The sequence below is a fragment of the Actinoplanes oblitus genome, assembly GCF_030252345.1.
In the GTDB taxonomy this organism is placed as follows: Bacteria; Actinomycetota; Actinomycetes; order Mycobacteriales; family Micromonosporaceae; genus Actinoplanes; species Actinoplanes oblitus.
In genome coordinates this window covers 3,072,961-3,092,300 of the sequence record NZ_CP126980.1, presented here as the reverse complement: position 1 = coordinate 3,092,300, position 19,340 = coordinate 3,072,961, and the positions used below count along the sequence as shown (strand labels likewise).

The following is a 19,340-nucleotide window of genomic DNA, read 5'->3' as shown; positions in this document are numbered from 1 at the left end:
TTACCGCGAGGTCGTCCAGGCCTACCCGCGCCTGGACGACCCGGTGCAGCCGGTCCGGCTGGCCGGCTGGACCGCCGTCACGGCCGGGGCCGGCGAGTCGGCCCGGGTCACGATCACCACCGACGCGCGGACGTGGCGTGTGTGGAACACCACGACCGGAGACTGGGAGCGTGCCTCCGGTGCACAATTGCTGATCGCTCGCGGCCTGGGCGACATTCGAGCCACCCTGTGACCGGGCCGGCCGGCCCGTCATCGCAACCGTCCTGCGATGACGGGCCGGCCGCCCGACGACGGCCGGTCAGCAGGGCGCGTTCCAGGTGCTCAGCACCGGGTCGGCGCCGTGCTCGAAACCGAGCGTGGACACCGTCGCGGTGTCCAGCCGGAGCAGGCCGCCGGCGCTCGGCGGCAGCCCGATCCAGCGCGCCCCGGCCACCCGCAGGCTGTGCCCGTGCCCGACCAGCGCCACGTCCCCGTCCCACTCCCGGGCCCGCGCCAGCACCCGGTCGAGCCGCGCGCCGACCTGCTCGGCCGACTCGCCGCCCGGGCACCCGTGCTCCCACAGCGACCAGTCGGGCCGCCCGGCACGGATCCGCGTGGTGGTGATCCCCTCGTACTCCCCGTAGTTCCACTCGGCCAGGTCCTCGGTCACCTCGGTGACCGTCAGCCCGGCCAGCTCGGCCGTCCGCAACGCCCGTTTCCGGGGACTGACCAGCACGGCGGCGAACCGCCGCCCGCCCAGCCGCTCCCCGGCCCGGCGCGCCTGCGCCTCACCCTCCGCGGTCAGCTCCAGGTCCGTGTACGAGGTGTGCCGCCCGTTCGCACTCCACTCGGTCTGCCCGTGCCGCACCAGCACGATCTCCGTCATCCGCCACCCCTTCGTCGCCGGGCTCCACCTTTCCACCCGGCTCCGGGTCCCGCCCGCGCGACGCCTGTGCCGCTCACCACCCGCGGCCCGCTCCGGCCCGCGGTCAAGGCTTTCCGGTACGCGGCGGCGCCCGCACACGCGGCCCCGGGTGAGCCGGGGAATCGTCATACCGGCCCGCGCCAGCTCCGGGGGTGAGCCGGGGAGCCGTCACACCGACCCGCGCCAGCTTCCGGGGTGAGCGGGAACGTCACACCGACCCGCGCCAATTCTCGGGGTGAGCCGGGGAACCGCCACACCGACCCGCGATAGTTCCCGGGGTGAGCGGGGAGCCGTCACACCAACGCGCGACAGCTAGCGGACGGGCCCGGGGACCCGGGCGGACGCGTGCCCACGGCGGGGTGCCGTGGGCGTACCGAAAGAATCCGACAGCGGTCTAGTCGGTCGCCGGGCCGATCTCGCCGGGCAGCCGCATCGGATCGCGGGCCTCCTCGCGGGCGGCCAGCGAGGCCATCGCGGTGCGGTACTGCTCCGGGCTCAGCTCGTCGCGCAGCAGTTGGACGACCAGCAGCCCCTCGGTGCTCTCCGCCCGCGGCACCGGCGGCGGGCCGGCGACCACAGCGTCCGGCAGCAGGACGGTCGAGAGCGGGCCGGGACCGATGGCCGGACCGGCCGGGCCGCCTCGCCGGTACGGCCAGAAGGCCAGCGTCAACGCGGCGATCACACCGGCGCTGAGCACGGACAACAGCATCTCGATCATCCCCCGGACAGTCATGGTCGCCCCTCGATACCCCGAGGCCACGGTGCGCACACCTGGAATCTGGGAGCGAGCCCACTGATCATCTCCTCAGGGGCGGTAGTCGCGGGGCACCGACATCGGATGCCGTCGCTCGTCGCGGGCGGCGATGCGCTCCAGGGCGCGCACATACTGCCGCGACGAGATCTCGCCGGCCAGCAGCTGCCCGGTGAGCACGCCCTCCAGGCTGTCCGGCAGCGGCGGCGGGGGCGCCACCAGGCGGTCGACGTGCCGGGCCGCGGGCCGCCGGCGCGGCCACGGCGAGAAGGCGAGACCGAGCGCGATCACCAACCCGATCAGCGCGACGACCACGATCATCATCATCGGCACCCCCGTACCTGAATCCCCGTTCCGGACATCCTCGCCGAGCAACCTGGGTGCCGCGTCCGGCATTCTTCCGACAGCAGCCGGTGACCTGGGCCTTCATCACCATCACCGGGCTGCGGCGCTATGGGTGTATCAGCAGATGGCGAGCATCCGGACGCGTCCGGGCTGGACGGTGCGATGCTGCCAGAGACGCCACACCCGAACGGAGGCAGCCACATGATCGCGCGTGAAGGGGACCAGCTCGTCATCAACGGCCGGCACGTCGGTGACGGCACCAAGGTGGGCACCATCGTCCGCCTGCGTCATCAGGACGGCACGCCGCCCTATGAGGTGGAGTGGGCCGACGGCCGCACCGGCCTGTTCTTCCCCGGCCCGGAGGCGCACGTCGTCCCGGGCCACGACCGCTGACCGGAGCCCGAACCGGCCCGGAGGCGCACGCCGTCCCGGGCCACGACCGCTGACCGGAGCCCGAACCGGCCCGGAGGCGCACGCCGTCCCGGGCCACGACCGCTGACCGGAACCGGCCCGGAGGCGCACGCCGTCCCGGGCCACGACCGCTGGCGGGACTACCGGGCCGGAGCCGGCCCGGTGCTGTCCCGCTGCCGGATGCTGATCGCCGGTCCGGGGTGCTCCCGCCCTGGGCCACCCCGGACCAGGTCCAGCACCGCCCGCCCCAGCGTCAGCCCGTGCTCGTGCACATCCGTGCTGAGCGCGGAGAGCGGCGGCACCGCCAGCTCGCACAGCGGTGAGTCGTCGCAGGCCAGCAGGCTGACCTGGCCGGGCACCGGCACCCCGGACCGGATCAGCTCCTGCTCCGCCGCCACCGCCATCACGTCGTTGTCGAACACGATCGCGGTCGGCGCCGGCGACCCGGCCAGCAGCTCGCGCAGGCCGCGCACGCCGGCCTCGGCGCTGTAGTCGCCCTCGACGATGGCCACCGTGACGCCGTGCGCCTCGGCCGCGGCGCGGATCGCGATGGTCCGCTCCGCGGTGTGCACCAGCTCGGCCGGCCCGCTCACCCGGCCGACCACCCGGTGCCCGAGGCCGCTGAGCGTCTCGACGGCGGCGGTCATCGCCCCGGCGTCGTCGGTGACCACCTTCGCGTACGGCCCGGGGTGCTTGCCGGCCAGCACCGCGGGCAGGCCGAGCCCGGCCACCTGGTCCGGGCGGACGTCGTCGTGCACCAGGTTGACCACGACCACCGCCGCCACGGTGCGGTCCCGCGCCCAGCGCCGGTAGGTGGCCAGCTCGGCGTCCAGGTCCGGCACCACCAGCAGCAGCACGGTGGCGCCGGCCGGGGCGAGCGCCTCCTCCATGCCGGCGATCAGCTCCATGAAGAACGGCTCCACCCCGATCCGGTCGGCGCTGCCGGTCAGCACCAGCCCGATCAGCCCGCCGGCCACCGCGGTCAGGCCTCGGCCGGTGCGGCGAGCGCGTTGGCCGAGCGCAGCACCGCGGGGGTGCGGAAGGCTCGCGGGTCGGCCGACGTGGTGCGTACCGAAAAGGTGTGGCTCTCGCCCGGCAGCAGGTCGACGAGCATGTCGTCGACCTGCGCGGCAGGGTCGATCTTGTCGGCCAGCACGGCGATGTCACGGGCGAACGAGGTAGCGGTCACGGTGATGGAGTATCCGCCCTCGACCGGGCTGATGTCCGCCGTCAGCGCCGCCGGGTCGTACGCGAGATCGAAGTCCTCGGCGAACAGGTGGGTGGCCCGCAGCCCGTCGGCGTCCGCGACGAGGACCTCCCGGGTCACGTCACCGGGCGTGGTCAGCGCCGGGTCCAGGGGGACGGCGGCCACCGACCGGGGTGCCACGTCGATGTCGAGCTCGGCGGAGGCGAGGACCGGGCCCTGGAACCCGGACCGGCGCAACCGGACCGTCGCCCGCCACGGGTCGGGGCTGTCGTTGACCACCACCAGCTCGCCGTCGCGGAAGGCGAGCAGCCGCGGCGCGTAGCAGCGGCGCAGCGCGTACCAGGCCGGCTTGCGCCGCCCGGCGCCGTCGACGACCGCCCACGAGGTGACCGGCCAGCAGTCGTTGAGCTGCCAGAGGATGCTGCCCATGGTGCGCGGCGCGTGGCCGCGCAGGTGCGCGATCGCGTACGCCGTGGCCCGCGCCTGATTCAGCTGCGTCGCCCAGTGCCACTCCTCGAAGCCGGCCGGCACCCGCATGTGGCGGGCCACCCCGCGGTTCAGCTTGCCGTTGCCGTCCTCGGCCTTCTGGTGCAGCAGGAACGCCGGCGAGTCCTGGTCGAAGTCCTCCGGCGCGAGCGACTCGCGCAGCGTCGACCAGGTCGGCGGCGCCTGCCAGCCGAACTCGGAGCAGAACCGGGGCAGGAAGTTGTCGTGGTGGGTGTAGTCCTCCCGGTTCCACGCCTCCCACTCGTGCCGGGTGCCATACCTGTCGTCGTTGGGGTGGACCACCTCGGGGTCGTGGCCCGGGCTGGACGGGCTGCCCGGGTGGTACGGCCGGGTCGGGTCCAGCTCGGCCAGCAGCGCCGGGAAGTCCTCGTAGTAGTACCTCGCACCCCAGGTCAGGTCGCCCAGCTGGGACTTCCAGTCCCAGTCCTGGTGTCCCCAGATGTTCTCGTTGCCGCCGTTCCACACCGCGAGCGACGGGTGCGGGGTGAGCCGGGCGACGTTCTCCCGGGCCTCGGCGAGGATCTCCGAGCGGAGCGGCTCCTCCTCGGCGTAGGCGGCGCAGGCCAGCGGGAAGTCCTGCCAGACCAGGATGCCGCGCTCGTCGCAGAGGTCGTAGAAGTCCTCGCTCTCGTAGATGCCACCACCCCAGACGCGCAGCAGGTTGGTGTTGGCCTCGATCGCCCGGTCGATCGCCGCGGCGTAGGTCTCCCTGGTCAGGCGGGTGAGCAGATGGTCCTCGGGGATCCAGTTGAGGCCGCGCACGAAGATCGGCGTGCCGTTGACGTGCAGGGTGAACGCGCTGCCGATCTCGTCGGGCGTCTCGTCCACCGTCACCGTCCGGAAGCCGACCCGGACCTGCCGGGCGTCCCGCTCGCCGGTGTCGTCCAGCAGCCGGACCCGCAGGTCGACCAGCGGTTGATCGCCGTAGCCGATCGGCCACCAGGCCGGCGCGTCCGGCACCGCGATCTCGGTCCGGCCCGAGCTCTCGCCGGCGGCGATGGTGAACGTGGCCTTCTGCTCGCCGAGGGTGACGTCCACGTCCAGGTCGGCCGCCGCGGACAGCCCGGATCGCTCCACATCGACATGCAGCACCAGCCGGCCGGTCCCGTCGGCGTCCAGCGTGGCCAGCGGCCGCACCGAGGCCAGCCGCGCGACCCGCCACCGCTCCACCCGCACCGGCTTCCAGATCCCGGCCGTCTGCAGGTCCGGCCCCCAGTCCCAGCCGAAGGAGCAGGCCATCTTGCGTACGGCGTTGAACGGGTGCTGATACGGCCGGGGGCGTTCGCCGATCACCTTCTGCAGCTCCTCGGCGTAGTCGAGCGCCGAGTCGAACCGGACCGCCAGCGGAACCCCGCCGTCGCGCAGCCGGTCCCGCACGTCGAACCGGTAGCTCCGGTGCATGTTCGCGGTCCGCCCCAGCTCGCCGCCGTCCAGGGTGATGGTCGCGACCGTGTCCAGGCCCTCGAAGACCAGATCGACCCGCTCGTCGGCGGCGGCCGGCGCGGCCCGCAGCGTCGTCTCGTAGAGCCACGCCGCCCGGTGGAACCAGACCAGGGCCGCCTCGTTCTCGCCCAGGTAGGGGTCCGGGATCAGCTCGGCGTCGAGCAGGTCGGTGTGCACCGTGCCGGGCACGGTGGCCGGGACCGGCTCGGCGGCGATCTCCGCGGGGACCGGTCCGCCGGCGGCGCGCACGGTCCAGCCCGCGTGCAGGTCGGTTCTGATCATTCCAGTGGCTCCTGTCGTAGTGCCGCCGCAGGCGGGGCGGCTAACATTCTTAAGCAACTGAACGAAGTCCGTCAACGCTGGTAGGGAGTCACCGATGGGGCCGGAGCTGTTACACCTGAGCGCCGCCGGGGTGAGCCTCGTGCTCGACTGCCGGGGCCCGGGGCTGCCGTCGGTGGTGCACTGGGGGGCCGCGCTCGACGACGAGGAGATCACCGCCGGCCTGATGCTGGCGGCCGCCCCGCAGCCGATCGGTTTCTCGGTGGACGGCGCGGTGCGGGTGTCCCCGGTTCCCGAGCAGTCGTCCGGCTGGCTCGGCACGCCGGGGCTGGCCGGGCACCGGGACGGGCGGGCGTGGGCGACGGCGTTCCGGGTGTCCCGGATCGAGCGGGACGCGGCGGGCGTACGCATCCTCGCGACCGATCCGGAGGCGGCCCTGGACCTGGCCATCGACCTGGAGTTGCACCCGTCCGGGGTGCTGCGCGCGCGGGCCGCGCTGACCAGCACGGCGCCCGGCACCTACTGGCTGGAGCACCTCACGATCTTCCTCCCGGTGCCGGAGCGCACCGCCGAGTTGCTCGACTTCACCGGTCACCACCTGCGCGAGCGCCAGCCGCAACGGACCGCCTTCACGCACGGCCTGCGGGTCCGGGAGAACCGCACCGGCCGCACCGGCTACGACTCGGCCTACCTGCTCTGCGCCGGCACGTCCGGGTTCACCGACCGCGGCGGCGAGGTCTGGGCGCTGCACACCGCGTTCTCCGGCGGCGCCCGATCGATCGCCGAGCGCACCTATCACGGCTGGTCCGCGCTCGGCGGCGGTGAGCTGCTGCTGCCCGGCGAGGTGAGTCTGGCCGCCGGCGAGACCTACCGGACCCCCTGGCTGTACGCGGTGTACAGCGCGACCGGCCTGGACGGCGTCTCCGACCGCTTCCACCAGCACCTGCGCGCCCGCCCGCGGCACCCGGCCACGCCCCGCCCGGTGGTGGTGAACACCTGGGAGGCGGTCTACTTCGACCACGACCTGGGCCGCCTCACCGAGCTGGCGAAGGCCGCCGCGGCGATCGGCGCGGAACGGTTCGTGCTGGACGACGGCTGGTTCGGCTCGCGCCGCGACGACACCTCCGGCCTGGGCGACTGGTTCGTCTCCCCGGAGGTCTGGCCGGACGGCCTCGGCCCGCTGGTCGACGTGGTGCGCGGGCTGGGCCTGGAGTTCGGCCTCTGGGTCGAGCCCGAGATGATCAACCCGGACTCGGAGCTGGCCCGGGCGCACCCCGACTGGATCATGGCGACCGGGGCGCGGCTGCCCCGGACGGCCCGGCAGCAGCAGGTCCTCGACCTGGCCAACCCGGACGCCTTCGACCACATCCTGGGCCGGCTCGACGCGCTGCTGACCGCATACGACATCGCCTACCTGAAGTGGGACCACAACCGGGACCTGGTCGAGGCCGGGCATCCGGGCAGCGGGCGGGCCGGCGTGCACGACCAGACCCGGGCGGTCTACCGGCTGCTCGACGAGCTGCGGGCCCGGCACCCCGGCGTGGAGATCGAGTCCTGCTCGTCCGGCGGCGGGCGGGTCGACCTGGAGATCCTGGAGCGCACCGACCGGGTCTGGGCGTCGGACTGCATCGACGCGCACGAGCGGGTGATGATCCAGCGGTGGACCAGCCTGCTGATCCCCCTGGAGCTGATCGGCTCGCACATCGGCGCGCCGGTCTCCCACACGACGCACCGGAACCTGCCGCTGTCGACGCGCGCCGGCACCGCGATCTGGGGGCACCTGGGGATCGAGTGGGACCTGACCCGGGCCTCGCCCGCCGAGCTCGCCGAGCTGGCGGCCTGGGTGGCCCTGTACAAGCAGGTGCGTGAGCTGCTGCACACCGGCACGCTGGTGCACGCCGACCCGGCCGACCCGGCCTTCCAGGTGACCGGCGTGGTGTCCCGGGACGGATCCGACGCCCTCTACGCCCTGATCGCCACGGCGACCAGCGCGTCCTACCCGCCCGGCACGGTCGGGCTGCCCGGCCTCGACCCGGCGCGCACCTACCACGTACGCCCGCAGCCGCCGGGTGACGTGGCTGACGGTAACGCCGCCGCCTGGGGCGCTGAGTTACCCTGGTGCACGCCCCGGGGGATCCGCCTGAACGGCCGCACGCTCGGCACCGTCGGGCTCCGGCTCCCGGTGCTCTTTCCCGATCGCGTCCTTCTCGTACGCGTCACGGCGGTGGAGGAAGCGTGAGAGAAGCAGTCGGCGCACCCGCGCCGGCCGGGCGCCCGGGCCGGGGCCGTCGTCCCGGCGCCCGGGAGAGCATCCTCGACGCCATCCGCGCCTCCGAGCCGCTGAGCCGCGTCGAGCTGGCCCGGATGACCGGGCTCACCGAGGCCGCCGTCTCCATGACGGTCCGCCGCCTGCTGGAGGAGGGCCTGGTCGTGGAGACCGGGCGCACCCCGACCGGCGGCAAGCCGCGCACCCTGCTGCGCCTCGACCCGGCCGCGCGGCTGGCGGTCGGGGTGCACCTGGACGAGGACGCCACGACGTACGTGCTGACCGGCCAGACCGGCGGTGTCATCTCCCGGCTGGCCCGGCCGGCCCCGCTCGGCGACGACCGGGAGTCGGTGCTGAGCGCCCTCGCCGCCGACATCGACGTGCTGCTCGCCGGCTCCGGCGTCGACCCGGCCCGCTGCCTCGGCGTCGGCATCGTCTGGCCCGGCCCGCACAGCGGCGGCCTGCCCTCCGACGACGTGCTGCCGCACCTGCGCGGCCTGCGCGGCGACGACCTGGGCCGGCGGCTCGCCACCGCGACCGGCTGGCCGGTGCTGGTGGAGAACGACGCGACAGCCGCCGCCGTCGGCGAGTACTGGGTGGCCCGGGTCGGGCCGGACCGGGCGTTCGCGGCGCTCTACATGGGCGGCGGGATCGGCGCCGGGATCGTGGTGGAGGGCCGGGCGATGCGCGGCAGCCACGCCAGCGCCGGCGAGTTCGGGCACCTGTGCCTGGAGGTGTTCGGCCCGGAGTGCTGGTGCGGCAGTCGCGGCTGCCTGGAGGTGCTGGCCGGCCCGCGCACGGTGGTGACGGCGGCCCGCGCCGACCGGGTCGCCGCGGCCGAGGCCGGTCTCGACCCGGACCAGCCGATCCGCAGCGTGACCACCGACTTCGGGGCGGTCGCCCGGGCCGCCCGGGCCGGTGCCCCGCACTGCCGGTCGCTGCTGGAGTCGTCCGCGCGCTACGTGGCGGCGGCCGCCGAGTCGATGGTCAACCTGCTCGACATCGACCTGGTGGTGCTGACCGGGCCGGGGTTCGCGGCGGCGTCGGCGATCTACGGCCCGGCGATCATGCGGCGGCTCGCCACCGCCGACGACCGCACCTGGCACCGCGGCGTGACGGTCACCGTCTCGCTGGCCGCCGCCACCGCGTCCGCGACCGGCGCGGCGGCCCTGGTCCTCCAGTCCCACCTGCGCGCCTGACCGGCTCCGGGCCGCACGCCGCCGGCTCGCGGCGTCAGGCCGCCGCCTCTCCGGCCGTGGCGGTGCCCACGCGCGCGCCGTGGCACTGCACCGCCAGGATCAGGCAGGTACGGATCGCCTCGCCGTCGACCACCGCCTCGCACCGGCCGCAGGTACCGTCCGCGCAGCCGGGCCCGGCCGGACCGCCTCGCTCCCGCAGCGCCGCCGCGAGGCTGCGATGCGGTTCGACGTCGAGTTCGCGGCGGATGCCGTTCACCACGAGCGTCACTCGCACCTGATCACCGTCCGTTCCCGGGCCTGAGAGAGTGCCCTGCGGGTCAGCGTCCGCAGGGCCGGCCGCCGCGCGGTGCCGGTGGCATCGGTCTCGGCGGCGGTCGCCGCCGCGGCGGCGATGGCCGCGTCCGAGAAGTCCGAGCCGACGAGCGCTCGCTCGGCGGCCCGGGCGCGCACCGGGCACGGCCCGGCGTTGACCAGGCCGATCGAGGCGGCGACGACCCGGCCGCCGGCTACCGTCACCGCGGCGAACGCGGCGGCCTCCGGGAAGATCGTGGTGCGCCGGTCCTCGGCGTAGCCGATCCCGGTCCCGGCCGGCAGCACCGGCAGGCGGCACTCGGCGAGGAATTCCTCCGGGCGGCGCGCGGTGCTGAACGGACCGGTGAAGAAACTCGCGGCCGGCACGGTCCGGCACCCGGCCGGCCCGGTGAGCACCAGCTCGGCGTCGAGCGCCACGGCCACCACCGGCCACTCGGCGGCCGGGTGGGCGTACGCCAGACTTCCCAGCATCGTGCCGCGAGCCCGGATCGGCGGATGGCCGATGTGCCGCACCACCACGCGCAGCAGGTCGCCGAGCGGGCCGCCGACCGTGTCCGACTCGAACGTCCGGTGCCGGACCAGCGGGCCGACGCGCAGGAAGCCGTCCGCCTCGGCCAGCGTGTCGAGCCCGGCCACCCGGTTGATGTCGACCACCCGGCGGGGCGGCGCCTCCGCGGCGGCGAGTTCGAGCACCAGGCTCTGTCCCCCGGCCAGCACCGAGGTGCCGCCGTCGGCGAGCGCCGCGATCACCTCGTCGAGATCGGTGGCGGCGAGGTATTCGAACGTCTGGGTCATGACCGCGTCGCCCTCCCCGGTAGGCGGCTTCCAGCAGCGGTCACAGTCTGGGACACCGCGCCGGGTCACGGGGAGGGCGTCACCCGGCCGGGCGACACCCTCCCGTGGTCACTTGCCCCGTCCGGTCCTCTCCTGCAGCTCGTCGATGCGCTCCGAGGCCTCCGCCTTGGTCAGGTTGTCCGGGACGTCCTCGTGCGCCTCGGTGGCCAGGGTGTGCAGGTACGACTCCTGCGCCCCGGTCGCCGGCTCGTCCCCGGTCGTCCAGTCCTGCGGATCCTTCACCCGGTTGTCAGCCATGCCGTCACCCTCTCGATCCGGCTCGTCGAACGCCCGTTCTACTACCCACCGGACCGGAACTCACACCGGCCCCCGGGACCCCGGTCGAGGACGGTCACGCCTCGGGCAGGTCCTTGACGAACACGATGCCGTCGCAGGCGGTGAGGTGGCCGGGGTCGAGCGGGGCGTAGCCGAACCACGGGGACTCCCGGGGTGCGGACGGGACCGGCAGATCGCGCGGGTCGACGAGGCAACGGTCCGCCGGAAGGCCGTACAGGAAGCCCTCGACGGTGTCCGGGGGCGGGGTGTCCACGCCGCGGTGCCGGATGGTGCCGACCGCCGTCGCCACCACCGCGTAGTCCGCACCGAGCCGGGCGCCGGCGATCGCCCCGGCACTCCACCAGCCGACCGGCCGGCCGCCCAGGTTCATGCTGCTCCGGGGCCGTTGCAGGTGTCCGTTGTGGGCGAAGACGAGCATCGGCCCCCGCTCGGCGAGGGCGAGCAGGTTGTCGGCCATCATCGAGGCGCGCACGGCTAGCAGCCAGGGCAGCCGGGCGGGCGAGGCGTCGGCGAACCAGGAGTGGTAACGCAGCAGGCCGGTGGCGGTCCGCGCGTGGAGACGGGCGAGCTCGGTGCCGGCCGCCGGCGTCGCGGCGAGCAGCGCGGCCAGGTCGTCGGCGAGCGACCGCAGCCGGACCGCCTCCGGTGACCTGCCCACCGACCGCGCCGGGTCCATCATCGCGGCCGGCTCGGTCCACCGGTCGTCGTCGCCGAGCAGGGCGTCGAGCGTCTCCGCGGTGCACGGCAGCAGATCGGCGCCCACCACGCCGGCCAGGTGCCGGTGCAGCGCGGTGAGCGCCTGCCGCGGGCTGTCCGCGGCGACCGTCTCCAGCGGCCCGTCGAAGCCGGCGAACCGCACCCGCTCCGGCTCGGGCCGTCCCTCGTTGTAGGCCCGCATCCAGCGGACCAGTTCCCGGTTCGCCGGCGAGCGGCCGAACTCGTGGCTGAAGCCGTGGGCCATGACGTCGTCGAGGGTGCCGGCGCCGGACGTCACGTAGTCGTCGACGATCAGACCGCGCAGGCAGTCGCTCTCGATCGCGATCGTCCGGTACCCGGCCTGCTCGACGAGGGGCCGGAACAGCTCGTTGCGTACGTCGAGCAACACGTCCTCGCCGTGCGTGGGCTCACCCAGGGCGAGCACCCTGGGCTTGGCCGGCAGCATTTCCAGCAGCTTGGCAGCATCCATCATGACCTCAACCGTATCGTTGAACCAACGGTGGAGACTTCTGCCGGATTACTGCAGCAAGTTCAGGAGTAACCCTCAAACAGCGAGCAGCGCCGCGGCGGCTCCTCGCGCGACGCGCGCCGGTTCCGCACTGCCCCGGATGCCGGCGGTGACCATCGCACCCTCGGCCAGCAGGAAGAGTTGCTCGGCGAGTTCCGGCGAGCGGCCGGCCGCCGCCACCCACCCGGCCAGTTGCCCGGCGAAGGCCCGCTTGTGCCGCTCCACCTGCGCGGCCACGGCCGGTGAGGTGGCGCCCGCCTCGCCGAACGCGTTGATCCACGCGCACCCTCGGAACCCCGGCTCGGCAAACCACTCGCCCAGCCAGTCGAAGACCGCCAGCAGCCGCTCCGCCGGATCGTCGACCCGCTCGACGAACGCCGCCAGCCGCCCCCGCCACCAGCCGTCCCGCCGCTCGAGGACCGCCTCGACCAGGGCGTCCTTGCTCGGGTAGAGCGCGTAGAGCCGTTTCAGGGCGACCCCGGAACCGGTCCGGACGTCGTCCATCCCGACCGCCCGGATGCCACGGGCGTAGATCAGCTGCTCGGCGGCGTCCAGCACCCGGTCGCGCGCCTCGTTGACTTCGAGAACCATGGTTCTCTAGCCTACCGGAGAACCGTCGTTCTCCCGGAGGTCGTCATGTCAGCACTTCTGCCCCCGTTCACCGCCGAGTCGGCCGCCGCGAAGGTCCAGGCCGCCGAGGACGCCTGGAACACCCGTGATCCGCAGCGCGTCGCCCTGGCCTACACCGAGGACTCGGTCTGGCGGAACCGCGACGCCTTCGTCACCGGCCGGGCCGCGATCGTCGAGTTCCTGACCGCAAAGTGGGAGCGCGAGCGGGACTACGCGCTGCGCAAGTCACTGTGGGCGTTCACCGCCGACCGCATCGCCGTCCGCTTCCAGTACGAGTGCCGCGACGCCACCGGCCAGTGGTGGCGCAGCTACGGCAACGAGCTGTGGGAGTTCGACGAGCGCGGCCTGATGCGCCGCCGCGAGGCCAGCATCGACGACGTCCCGATCAGCGAGGCCGACCGCCGGATCCACGGCCCCCGGCCGGCCGGCGACCGCACCGGGATCCCGCTGCGCTGAGCGCCCTCACCAGTGCAGCCGGGCGTGGAACGTGGCGGTGTCGTTGAGCCGCGGGAACTCCTCGTCCGGCACCGGCCGGCCGAGGAACTCGCAGAGCGGTCCCCAGCCCTGCTCCACCCGGAACTCCAGGAGCCGCTCGGCCGGCACCACCCGTCGCACCTCGTCGTTGTGCCGCCGGTACACCTCGATCGCGAAGTCCCGGTCTCCGAACCGCCCGTCGAACATCCCGGCGAAGTTGGTGGCGTCGGCCATCTCCCGGAACGCCTCCATCCCCGGCGGGGTGGGCCGGTTCGCGGCCGCCCAGATGGTGCGCTCCGCGCTGGCGTACCAGGCCTGCGGGTCGCGGACGGACAGCAGCACCTTGGCCTCCGGGTACTGCTCGACCAGGCGCCGCCAGAAGTAGACGCCCGGCCAGTCCACCGTGGACCGGAAGCCGTCCAGCGCCTTGTCCAGGCTGCCCGGATCGCCGGCCGCCGCCGCGCTGAACAGCCGGCAGCGGTCCGGATCCGCCATCAGCGGGAGCATGTGCGCGCAGGGCCCGTAGCCGAGCCGTTCCAGGGCGGCCTTGAGGCTGAGGGTTCCGGTCCGGCCGAGTCCAACACCGATGACATCCACGCCCTCCTTCCTACTCGCACCTTGTCGGCCGGAAAAGTGAACATTCACTGTCGTCGCTGTCCGATGGCGGACGGCACCGCGCCGGCTCCAGGCCCCGGCATCCGGCGCGCCGCCGCCGCGGCTGACTTGCCGGGCCGGGTGTCGGTCACCCGACCCGGTGAGCGCCGGCCGGCCGGCCGCCCCCGAGGTGATCATGGCGGGACCCTGGGGACATGACGATTTCGCAGGTAGTCCGGGGAGTCGCGGCCGCGACCTCACTCGTGGGTCTGCTCGCCGCCGGCGCCACCCCGGCGACGGCGGGCCAGCGACACGAACCGCCCACCGGCACCCCCGCGGCGGGCCAGCGGCACGAACCGCCCACCGGAACCCCGGCCCATCACCGGCCGCGCCCGCAGCACCTCACCGACGCCCAGCGCAAGATGCTGCTCGACGCGACCCACCGGTTCCGCGACGTCCGCCAGGCGGTCAAGGCCGGTTACGTGCCCACCGAGGACTGCGTGCCGGGCATGGGCCTGCACTATGCCAACCCGGCCCGCGTCGCCGCCGCCCACGTCGACCCGGCCAAGCCGCCGATCCTGCTCTACCTCCCCGGCAAGCACGGCAAACTCCAGCTCACCGGTCTGGAGTACTTCCATGCCGACGCCGACGGCGACCTGCGCACCGATGGCGACCGGCCGGACCTGTTCGGCCACCCGTTCGACGGTCCGATGGAGGGCCACCCCATGCCGGTCCACTACGACATGCACGTCTGGCTCTACCTGCCGAACCCCGAGGGCGAACTGACCACCCTCAACCCCAAGATCACCTGCTGACCGCACGGTCCGCCGGGCTCGCGTCCGCCATTTTCCGGTACGCCCACCGCGCTCCCCCGCTCGCCGGCGGGCGCCGCACCGGCGTACCGGAAAGTGGCGGACAGCGGACCGCGGCGGACCGCTAGTCCGTGTTTCGGAGTCCGGCCGGGGCTGCGTCCGGACTCCGAAACACGGACTAGCCGCGGGAACGGTCGGCGACCGGCACGGCGGTCAGATGGCGGGTGCGGGCCGTGGGCATCGGATAGCCGGCCGACGGCCCGTTTCGCGGGACCATGAACTCGGCCGGGCCGTGCCGTGGCTGCGGGCCCGGGTGGGCCGGCCGGCTGTCCAGCGCGGCGAAGGCGCCCCCGGCCGCCGCGGCCACGGCGACGACGGTGAGCAGCGCCCACAGACCCGGCTGCCGTCGCGACCCGGCCGGGCGAGCGACCGGCGCCGCTCGCGGACCGGCAGGCGGCGCGATCGGGCCGCCCTGGGGCGGCATGGAGCCAGCAGGCGGCATGAACCCGGCGGGCGGCATGAAGCCAGCGCGCGTTATGGAGCCGACGGACGCCATCGGGGCGGCGGGCGGCGGGATCGGGTCGCGCATCGGCGTCATCGCGGCGCACCCGAGGCTGCCATCGCCATCAACCGGCCGAGCACTACGTCGCCGGCCACCCGCAGCGCGTCGTGCTGGTACTCGTCGGTGACCCAGGTACTCAGGTTGCCGATCATGCCGGCGGTGCGCAGCGACAGCTCGGCCGGCACATACATGTCGTCGGCGTAGACAGCGGCGAAGACCGGCACCTCGTTCGCCGCCAGCCGGGCCGTGTCGTAGAGCCACGGCCAGTCGTCGGCGGCGGCCAGGATGTCGGCGGCCCCGGCGAACGGGCGCAGCGCCGCGATCTCCCGGAACATCCAGGGGTACATCATCTCGCCGGTGAACAGCAGCGGATCGGCGTCCGCGGCGAACTCCGGGTGCCGCTCGAGCGCCCGGTCGGCGGCCCAGGCGGTCGGCCTCGAGCCCTGGCCGAAGGTGAACTCCTGCAGCGCGAAGATCGGCACGTCGACGAAGGCGGTCGCGCGCAGCACCTCGTGCCGGAACGTGTCGGAGAGCTCGGTCCCGTGCCACGCCTCGTCGAGGATCCAGTGCAGCTGGGCGTACCCGGTGCTGCCGCCGAACAGGTTGCCGAGCAGCCGCAGCCGCTGGGCGGTCAGCCGGTCGCCGTCGGGCAGCAGCACCTCCCGCTCGGTCAGGTGGTCGGCGATCCGCCGGACCTGTGCCGCGTCCTCGGGGAAGGCCCGGTAGAACTCCGCGTTGCGGGCCGCGACCAGCGGATAGGTGATCGCGTAGACGTCGTCGGCGTGCACGTCCAGGCCCGGCAGGCCGCCGGTCAGGTAGCAGGTCCGCAGCGCGTGCGGGGCACTCGCCAGGTAGTTCAGGGTGATGAACCCGCCGTAGCTCTGGCCGAGGGTGTCCCACGGGGCGCCGCCGGTCAGTTTCGCCCGCAGGATCTCCGCGTCGGCGACGATGCTGTCGACCCGGAAGTGGCGCAGGTAGGCAGCCAGCTCCCGGTCGGACCGGCCGGCGACGGTACGAGCGGTCACCGGCGTGCTCCGGCCGGTGCCCCGCTGGTCGAGCAGCAGCACCCGATGCGTGCGCACCGCGTGCCCGATCCAGCCCTCCGCGCGCAGCGGCCGGGGGCCCTTGCCGCCCGGCCCGCCCTGCAGGTAGAGCAGCCAGGGCAGGTCGTCGCCGGCCCGGTCGGCGGCGACCACCTCCCTGGCGAACACCTCGATGGTCGCGCCGTCCGGCCGCCGGTGATCGAGAGGCACGGTGACGGTGTGGTCGATGAAACGGAGTCCCGGATGAGCGATCACGCGCCCACCGTAGTCACCGGTCACCAGAACCGGCGACGGTAATGTCCGTGGTGCCGGTAGTGCCCGTGATAGGCCGGTCCGGGGTGGTACTGCGGACCGTAGTGCGGATAGCCGGCGTGCGGGTGACCCCCGTGCCGGCCGAGCTTGTGGTTCACCTCACGCAGCATGCTGTGCACCATCGGGTTGTTGCTGTGCTGTGCCCGGCGCTCCAGTTTCGACGCCACCACGGACAGCACCATCCGCTTGAAGAAGCCCACCGCAAGTCTCCCACCTGCCGGAACGTTGCTTACCACGGTAGCGTCGCGGCACAAGTACCCGGTGTGACGGAGCGTCAGCCGGCCTGCCGGAGCTGCCCGATCCGCCGTTCCGGGTTGGGTGCCGCGTCGGCGAGCGTCCTGGTGTACTCGTGCCGCGGGTTCAGGATCACGTCGTCGGCCGGTCCCCGCTCGACGATCCGGCCCTGGTACATCACCAGGATCTCGTCGGAGAAGTGCCGGGCGGTGGCCAGGTCGTGGGTGATGTAGAGAACGCCCAGGTCCTCCTCGCGTTGCAGGGTGGCGAGCAGGTTGAGCACGCCGAGCCGGATGGAGACGTCGAGCATCGACACCGGCTCGTCGGCGATCAGCACCCCCGGTTCCGGTGCGAGGGCGCGGGCGATCGCGACGCGTTGCCGCTGGCCGCCGGAGAGCTCGTGCGGGCGTCGTTTCGCCACCGTGCCGGCCGGCGTCAGGCGCACCCGTTCGAGCAGTTCGAGCACCCGCGTCCGGACGTCCGCGTCGCTCATCCCCGGATGATGCAGCCGGATCGGCCGGGCCAGATGATGCCCGATCGTGTGATAGGGATTCAGGCTGGCGAACGGATCCTGAAAGACCATCTGCACGGTACGCCGGTAGGCGGCCAGCCCGGACCCACGCCGCGCCACCGGTTGCCCGTCGAGCAGGATCTCGCCCGTCGTCGGCCGTTCCAGCTGGAGCAGCAGCTTGGCGACCGTCGACTTGCCGCTGCCGCTCTGGCCGACCAGCGCGATCGTCTTCCCGTGGTCGAGGGCGAAGCTCACGTCGTCGACGGCACGCAGCGTGCCGGCCCGCCACCCGTGCCGCAGCCGGTACTCCTTGCCCAGCCCGCGCACTTCCAGCTTGGTCACTTGTCGTCCCCCACCTTCACCGCGTCCAGCGCCAGCAGCCGGTCGTCCATCGCGCCGCGGACGAACGAGCCACGGTCGCCGGTGAGGCTGGGGAAGGACGCCAGCAGTTGCTTGGTGTAGTCGTGCTTCGGGTTGGTGTAGAGCTCGGCGGCGTCGTCCAGCTCGACGATCTCCCCGCTGCGCATCACCGCGATCCGGTCGCTGATCTCCAGCAGCAGCGGCAGGTCGTGGGTGATGAAGATGACCGCGAAGCCGAGTTCGTCGCGCAGCCGGGTGATCTCCCGCAGGATCTCCCGCTGCACCACCACGTCGAGCGCCGTGGTCGGCTCGTCCATGATCATGACCTCCGGCTCCAGGGCCATCGCCATCGCGATGATCACCCGCTGCCGCATGCCGCCGGAGAGCTCGTGCGGATAGGAGGTGAGCCGCCCGCGGTCCACGCCGACGCGTTCGAGCAGCTCGGCGCAGCGTTCGCGACGCTCCTTGCGGCCCATCCGGGGCCGGTGCGTGGTGAAGACGTCCTCGAACTGGTCCCGGATGCTGATCACCGGGTTGAGCGAGTTCATCGCGCCCTGGAAGACCATCGAGATCTTCTCCCAGCGGTTGGCCCGCAGTTCCTCGGCGTGCAACTCGTTCCAGTCGATCTCGTGGCCCTCGCGGGAGTGGAAGACCGCCCGGCCGGAAGTGATCATCGCCGGCGGTTTCAGGAGCCGGATGATCCCGTACGCCAGCGTGCTCTTGCCGCAGCCGCTCTCCCCCGCCAGGCCCAGCACCTCGCCGCGCTGGAGTTCCAGGGAGACGTTCCGGACCGCGTGCACGACCGGCTCGACCAGGTAGTCCACGCTGAAGTCCTCGATGGACAGGACCGGAGTGCTCGTCACAGCGTGGCCTCCTTCGCCTTGTGCAGCTGCTCGCGCGACATCCGCCAGCCCTTGCGGGCGGCCCGGGTCTGGTTGCGCAACTTCGGGTTGATGATCTCGTCGATCGAGAAGTTGATCAGCGAGAGCGCGGCGCCGAACAGGGCCAGCATCAGGCCCGGCGGCACGAACCACCACCAGGCGCCCAGCCGCAGGGCCAGGCCGTTCTGCGCGTAGTAGAGCATGGTGCCCCAGGTGAACGAGCCGCTCGCGCCGAGGCCGAGGTAGGAGAGGCCGGCCTCGCCCAGGATGGCGAAGATGACAGCGAACACCACCTGCGAGGCGAGCAGCGGGATCAGGTTGGGCAGGATCTCCACGGCCAGGATCCGCCAGCGTTTCTCGCCGGCCACCTGGGAGGCGAGCACGTAGTCGCGGTTGCGCAGGCTCAGCGTGTAGCCGCGCAGCACCCGGGCGGAGCCGGCCCAGCTGGTGATCGCCAGCACGATGGAGACCAGCCAGATGCTCTTGTCCGGGACGTAACTGGAGATCACGATCACCAGTGGCAGGCCGGGGATCACCAGCGCGACGTTGGTGAACAGCGAGAACGCCTCGTCGACCCAGCCGCCGGCGTAGGTGCCGACGACGCCGAAGAACGTGGAGAGCAGCAGGGTGAGGATGCCGACGACGGCGCCGACGGCGAGCGAGCCGCGGGTGCCGTAGGCGAGCTGGGCCAGGACGTCCTGGCCGGTCTGCGTGGTGCCGAGCCAGTGTGCCGCGCTCGGCGGGGTCAGTCCCTCGTCGTGCACCAGCGACGGGTCCTGGCAGAACAGCGGGCCCAGCAGGCCGAAGAGCAGGATGGCGCCGCCGATGATCAGTCCGGCCAGCAGCTTGTGGTTGGTGAGGCGGATCTTGCGTACGCCAGTCGCTCTTGACGTCGCATCCACGCTGGCGTCGGCCAGCTCGGTGGTCATGGTCATGGCTGGCCCCTC

Annotated in this window: 23 protein-coding genes; 6 read left to right on the top strand and 17 right to left on the bottom strand. The window is 73.3% G+C overall.

Going from position 1 to position 19,340, the window contains the following annotated elements; all coding sequences use genetic code 11:
- Window positions 1-43: 43 nt before the first annotated feature.
- Complete coding sequence (locus tag Actob_RS13825; protein WP_284920565.1) at window positions 44-232, top strand: fibronectin type III-like domain-contianing protein; 189 nt, start codon at window positions 44-46, stop codon at window positions 230-232.
- Window positions 233-298: 66 nt separating this feature from the next.
- On the opposite strand, the gene Actob_RS13820 is transcribed toward Actob_RS13825, so the two are convergent.
- The 3 genes from Actob_RS13820 to Actob_RS13810 form a co-directional block, all read right to left on the bottom strand.
- Window positions 299-865, bottom strand: coding sequence for a histidine phosphatase family protein (locus tag Actob_RS13820; RefSeq protein WP_284920564.1), 567 nt, complete (start codon window positions 863-865; stop codon window positions 299-301).
- 433 nt (window positions 866-1,298) lie between these two features.
- Window positions 1,299-1,637, bottom strand: coding sequence for a hypothetical protein (locus tag Actob_RS13815; RefSeq protein WP_284920563.1), 339 nt, complete (start codon window positions 1,635-1,637; stop codon window positions 1,299-1,301).
- Window positions 1,638-1,709: 72 nt separating this feature from the next.
- Window positions 1,710-1,982 carry a hypothetical protein gene (locus tag Actob_RS13810; protein WP_284920562.1) on the bottom strand — a complete coding sequence of 91 codons (273 nt, stop codon included), beginning with the start codon at window positions 1,980-1,982 and terminating at the stop codon, window positions 1,710-1,712.
- 219 nt (window positions 1,983-2,201) lie between these two features.
- Between Actob_RS13810 and Actob_RS13805 the strand changes: the two genes are divergently transcribed.
- Window positions 2,202-2,393: a DUF1918 domain-containing protein gene (locus Actob_RS13805; protein ID WP_284920561.1), complete on the top strand. Its 192-nt coding sequence runs from the start codon at window positions 2,202-2,204 to the stop codon at window positions 2,391-2,393.
- Window positions 2,394-2,551: 158 nt separating this feature from the next.
- Here the strand turns inward: Actob_RS13805 and Actob_RS13800 are convergent, their stop codons facing one another.
- Window positions 2,552-3,388, bottom strand: a complete 837-nt coding sequence (locus tag Actob_RS13800) for a LacI family DNA-binding transcriptional regulator (protein WP_284920560.1) — start codon at window positions 3,386-3,388, stop codon at window positions 2,552-2,554.
- 5 nt (window positions 3,389-3,393) lie between these two features.
- Window positions 3,394-5,850, bottom strand: a complete 2,457-nt coding sequence (locus Actob_RS13795; protein ID WP_284920559.1) for a glycoside hydrolase family 2 protein — start codon at window positions 5,848-5,850, stop codon at window positions 3,394-3,396.
- A 94-nt stretch (window positions 5,851-5,944) separates the two neighbouring features.
- Here Actob_RS13795 and Actob_RS13790 point away from each other — a divergent pair, with 94 nt between their 5' ends.
- Entirely contained in the window at window positions 5,945-8,086 is a 2,142-nt protein-coding gene (locus Actob_RS13790; protein WP_284920558.1) for an alpha-galactosidase, read from the top strand.
- Window positions 8,083-9,312, top strand: coding sequence for an ROK family transcriptional regulator (locus tag Actob_RS13785; RefSeq protein WP_284920557.1), 1,230 nt, complete (start codon window positions 8,083-8,085; stop codon window positions 9,310-9,312). Before Actob_RS13790 ends, Actob_RS13785 begins: the two co-directional genes overlap by 4 nt.
- A gap of 34 nt (window positions 9,313-9,346) precedes the next feature.
- On the opposite strand, the gene Actob_RS13780 is transcribed toward Actob_RS13785, so the two are convergent.
- The 5 genes from Actob_RS13780 to Actob_RS13760 form a co-directional block, all read right to left on the bottom strand.
- Window positions 9,347-9,586 (bottom strand): 2Fe-2S iron-sulfur cluster-binding protein, encoded by a 240-nt coding sequence (locus Actob_RS13780; protein ID WP_284920556.1) that lies wholly within the window; start codon window positions 9,584-9,586, stop codon window positions 9,347-9,349.
- Window positions 9,577-10,419 (bottom strand): FAD binding domain-containing protein, encoded by an 843-nt coding sequence (locus tag Actob_RS13775; protein WP_284920555.1) that lies wholly within the window; start codon window positions 10,417-10,419, stop codon window positions 9,577-9,579. The genes Actob_RS13780 and Actob_RS13775 overlap by 10 nt, the downstream gene beginning before the upstream one ends.
- 108 nt (window positions 10,420-10,527) lie before the next feature.
- The gene (locus Actob_RS13770) at window positions 10,528-10,716 is read right to left on the bottom strand and encodes a DUF3072 domain-containing protein (protein ID WP_284920554.1); all 189 of its coding nucleotides are present in this window, start codon (window positions 10,714-10,716) and stop codon (window positions 10,528-10,530) included.
- A 94-nt stretch (window positions 10,717-10,810) separates the two neighbouring features.
- On the bottom strand, window positions 10,811-11,944 hold the full coding sequence (locus Actob_RS13765) for an erythromycin esterase family protein (RefSeq protein WP_284920553.1): 1,134 nt from the start codon (window positions 11,942-11,944) through the stop codon (window positions 10,811-10,813).
- Window positions 11,945-12,016: 72 nt separating this feature from the next.
- Complete coding sequence (locus tag Actob_RS13760; protein WP_284920552.1) at window positions 12,017-12,571, bottom strand: TetR/AcrR family transcriptional regulator; 555 nt, start codon at window positions 12,569-12,571, stop codon at window positions 12,017-12,019.
- Window positions 12,572-12,616: 45 nt separating this feature from the next.
- Here Actob_RS13760 and Actob_RS13755 point away from each other — a divergent pair, with 45 nt between their 5' ends.
- On the top strand, window positions 12,617-13,066 hold the full coding sequence (locus tag Actob_RS13755) for a nuclear transport factor 2 family protein (protein WP_284920551.1): 450 nt from the start codon (window positions 12,617-12,619) through the stop codon (window positions 13,064-13,066).
- 6 nt (window positions 13,067-13,072) lie between these two features.
- Here the strand turns inward: Actob_RS13755 and Actob_RS13750 are convergent, their stop codons facing one another.
- Window positions 13,073-13,681: a sulfotransferase family protein gene (locus tag Actob_RS13750; protein ID WP_284920550.1), complete on the bottom strand. Its 609-nt coding sequence runs from the start codon at window positions 13,679-13,681 to the stop codon at window positions 13,073-13,075.
- 212 nt (window positions 13,682-13,893) lie between these two features.
- Here Actob_RS13750 and Actob_RS13745 point away from each other — a divergent pair, with 212 nt between their 5' ends.
- Window positions 13,894-14,493, top strand: coding sequence for a hypothetical protein (locus Actob_RS13745; RefSeq protein WP_284920549.1), 600 nt, complete (start codon window positions 13,894-13,896; stop codon window positions 14,491-14,493).
- Window positions 14,494-14,668: 175 nt separating this feature from the next.
- On the opposite strand, the gene Actob_RS13740 is transcribed toward Actob_RS13745, so the two are convergent.
- From Actob_RS13740 to Actob_RS13715, 6 genes are all read right to left on the bottom strand, one after another.
- A complete protein-coding gene (locus Actob_RS13740; protein WP_284920548.1) occupies window positions 14,669-15,088 on the bottom strand; it encodes a hypothetical protein in 420 nt (139 codons plus the stop codon).
- Window positions 15,085-16,350 (bottom strand): alpha/beta fold hydrolase, encoded by a 1,266-nt coding sequence (locus tag Actob_RS13735; protein WP_284920547.1) that lies wholly within the window; start codon window positions 16,348-16,350, stop codon window positions 15,085-15,087. The genes Actob_RS13740 and Actob_RS13735 overlap by 4 nt, the downstream gene beginning before the upstream one ends.
- A gap of 20 nt (window positions 16,351-16,370) precedes the next feature.
- Window positions 16,371-16,607, bottom strand: coding sequence for a hypothetical protein (locus Actob_RS13730; RefSeq protein ID WP_284920546.1), 237 nt, complete (start codon window positions 16,605-16,607; stop codon window positions 16,371-16,373).
- 74 nt (window positions 16,608-16,681) lie between these two features.
- Window positions 16,682-17,494, bottom strand: a complete 813-nt coding sequence (locus Actob_RS13725) for an ABC transporter ATP-binding protein (RefSeq protein WP_284920545.1) — start codon at window positions 17,492-17,494, stop codon at window positions 16,682-16,684.
- Window positions 17,491-18,375, bottom strand: a complete 885-nt coding sequence (locus Actob_RS13720; RefSeq protein WP_284920544.1) for an ABC transporter ATP-binding protein — start codon at window positions 18,373-18,375, stop codon at window positions 17,491-17,493. The genes Actob_RS13725 and Actob_RS13720 overlap by 4 nt, the downstream gene beginning before the upstream one ends.
- On the bottom strand, window positions 18,372-19,328 hold the full coding sequence (locus Actob_RS13715) for an ABC transporter permease (RefSeq protein ID WP_284920543.1): 957 nt from the start codon (window positions 19,326-19,328) through the stop codon (window positions 18,372-18,374). Before Actob_RS13715 ends, Actob_RS13720 begins: the two co-directional genes overlap by 4 nt.
- Window positions 19,329-19,340 lie beyond the last annotated feature (12 nt).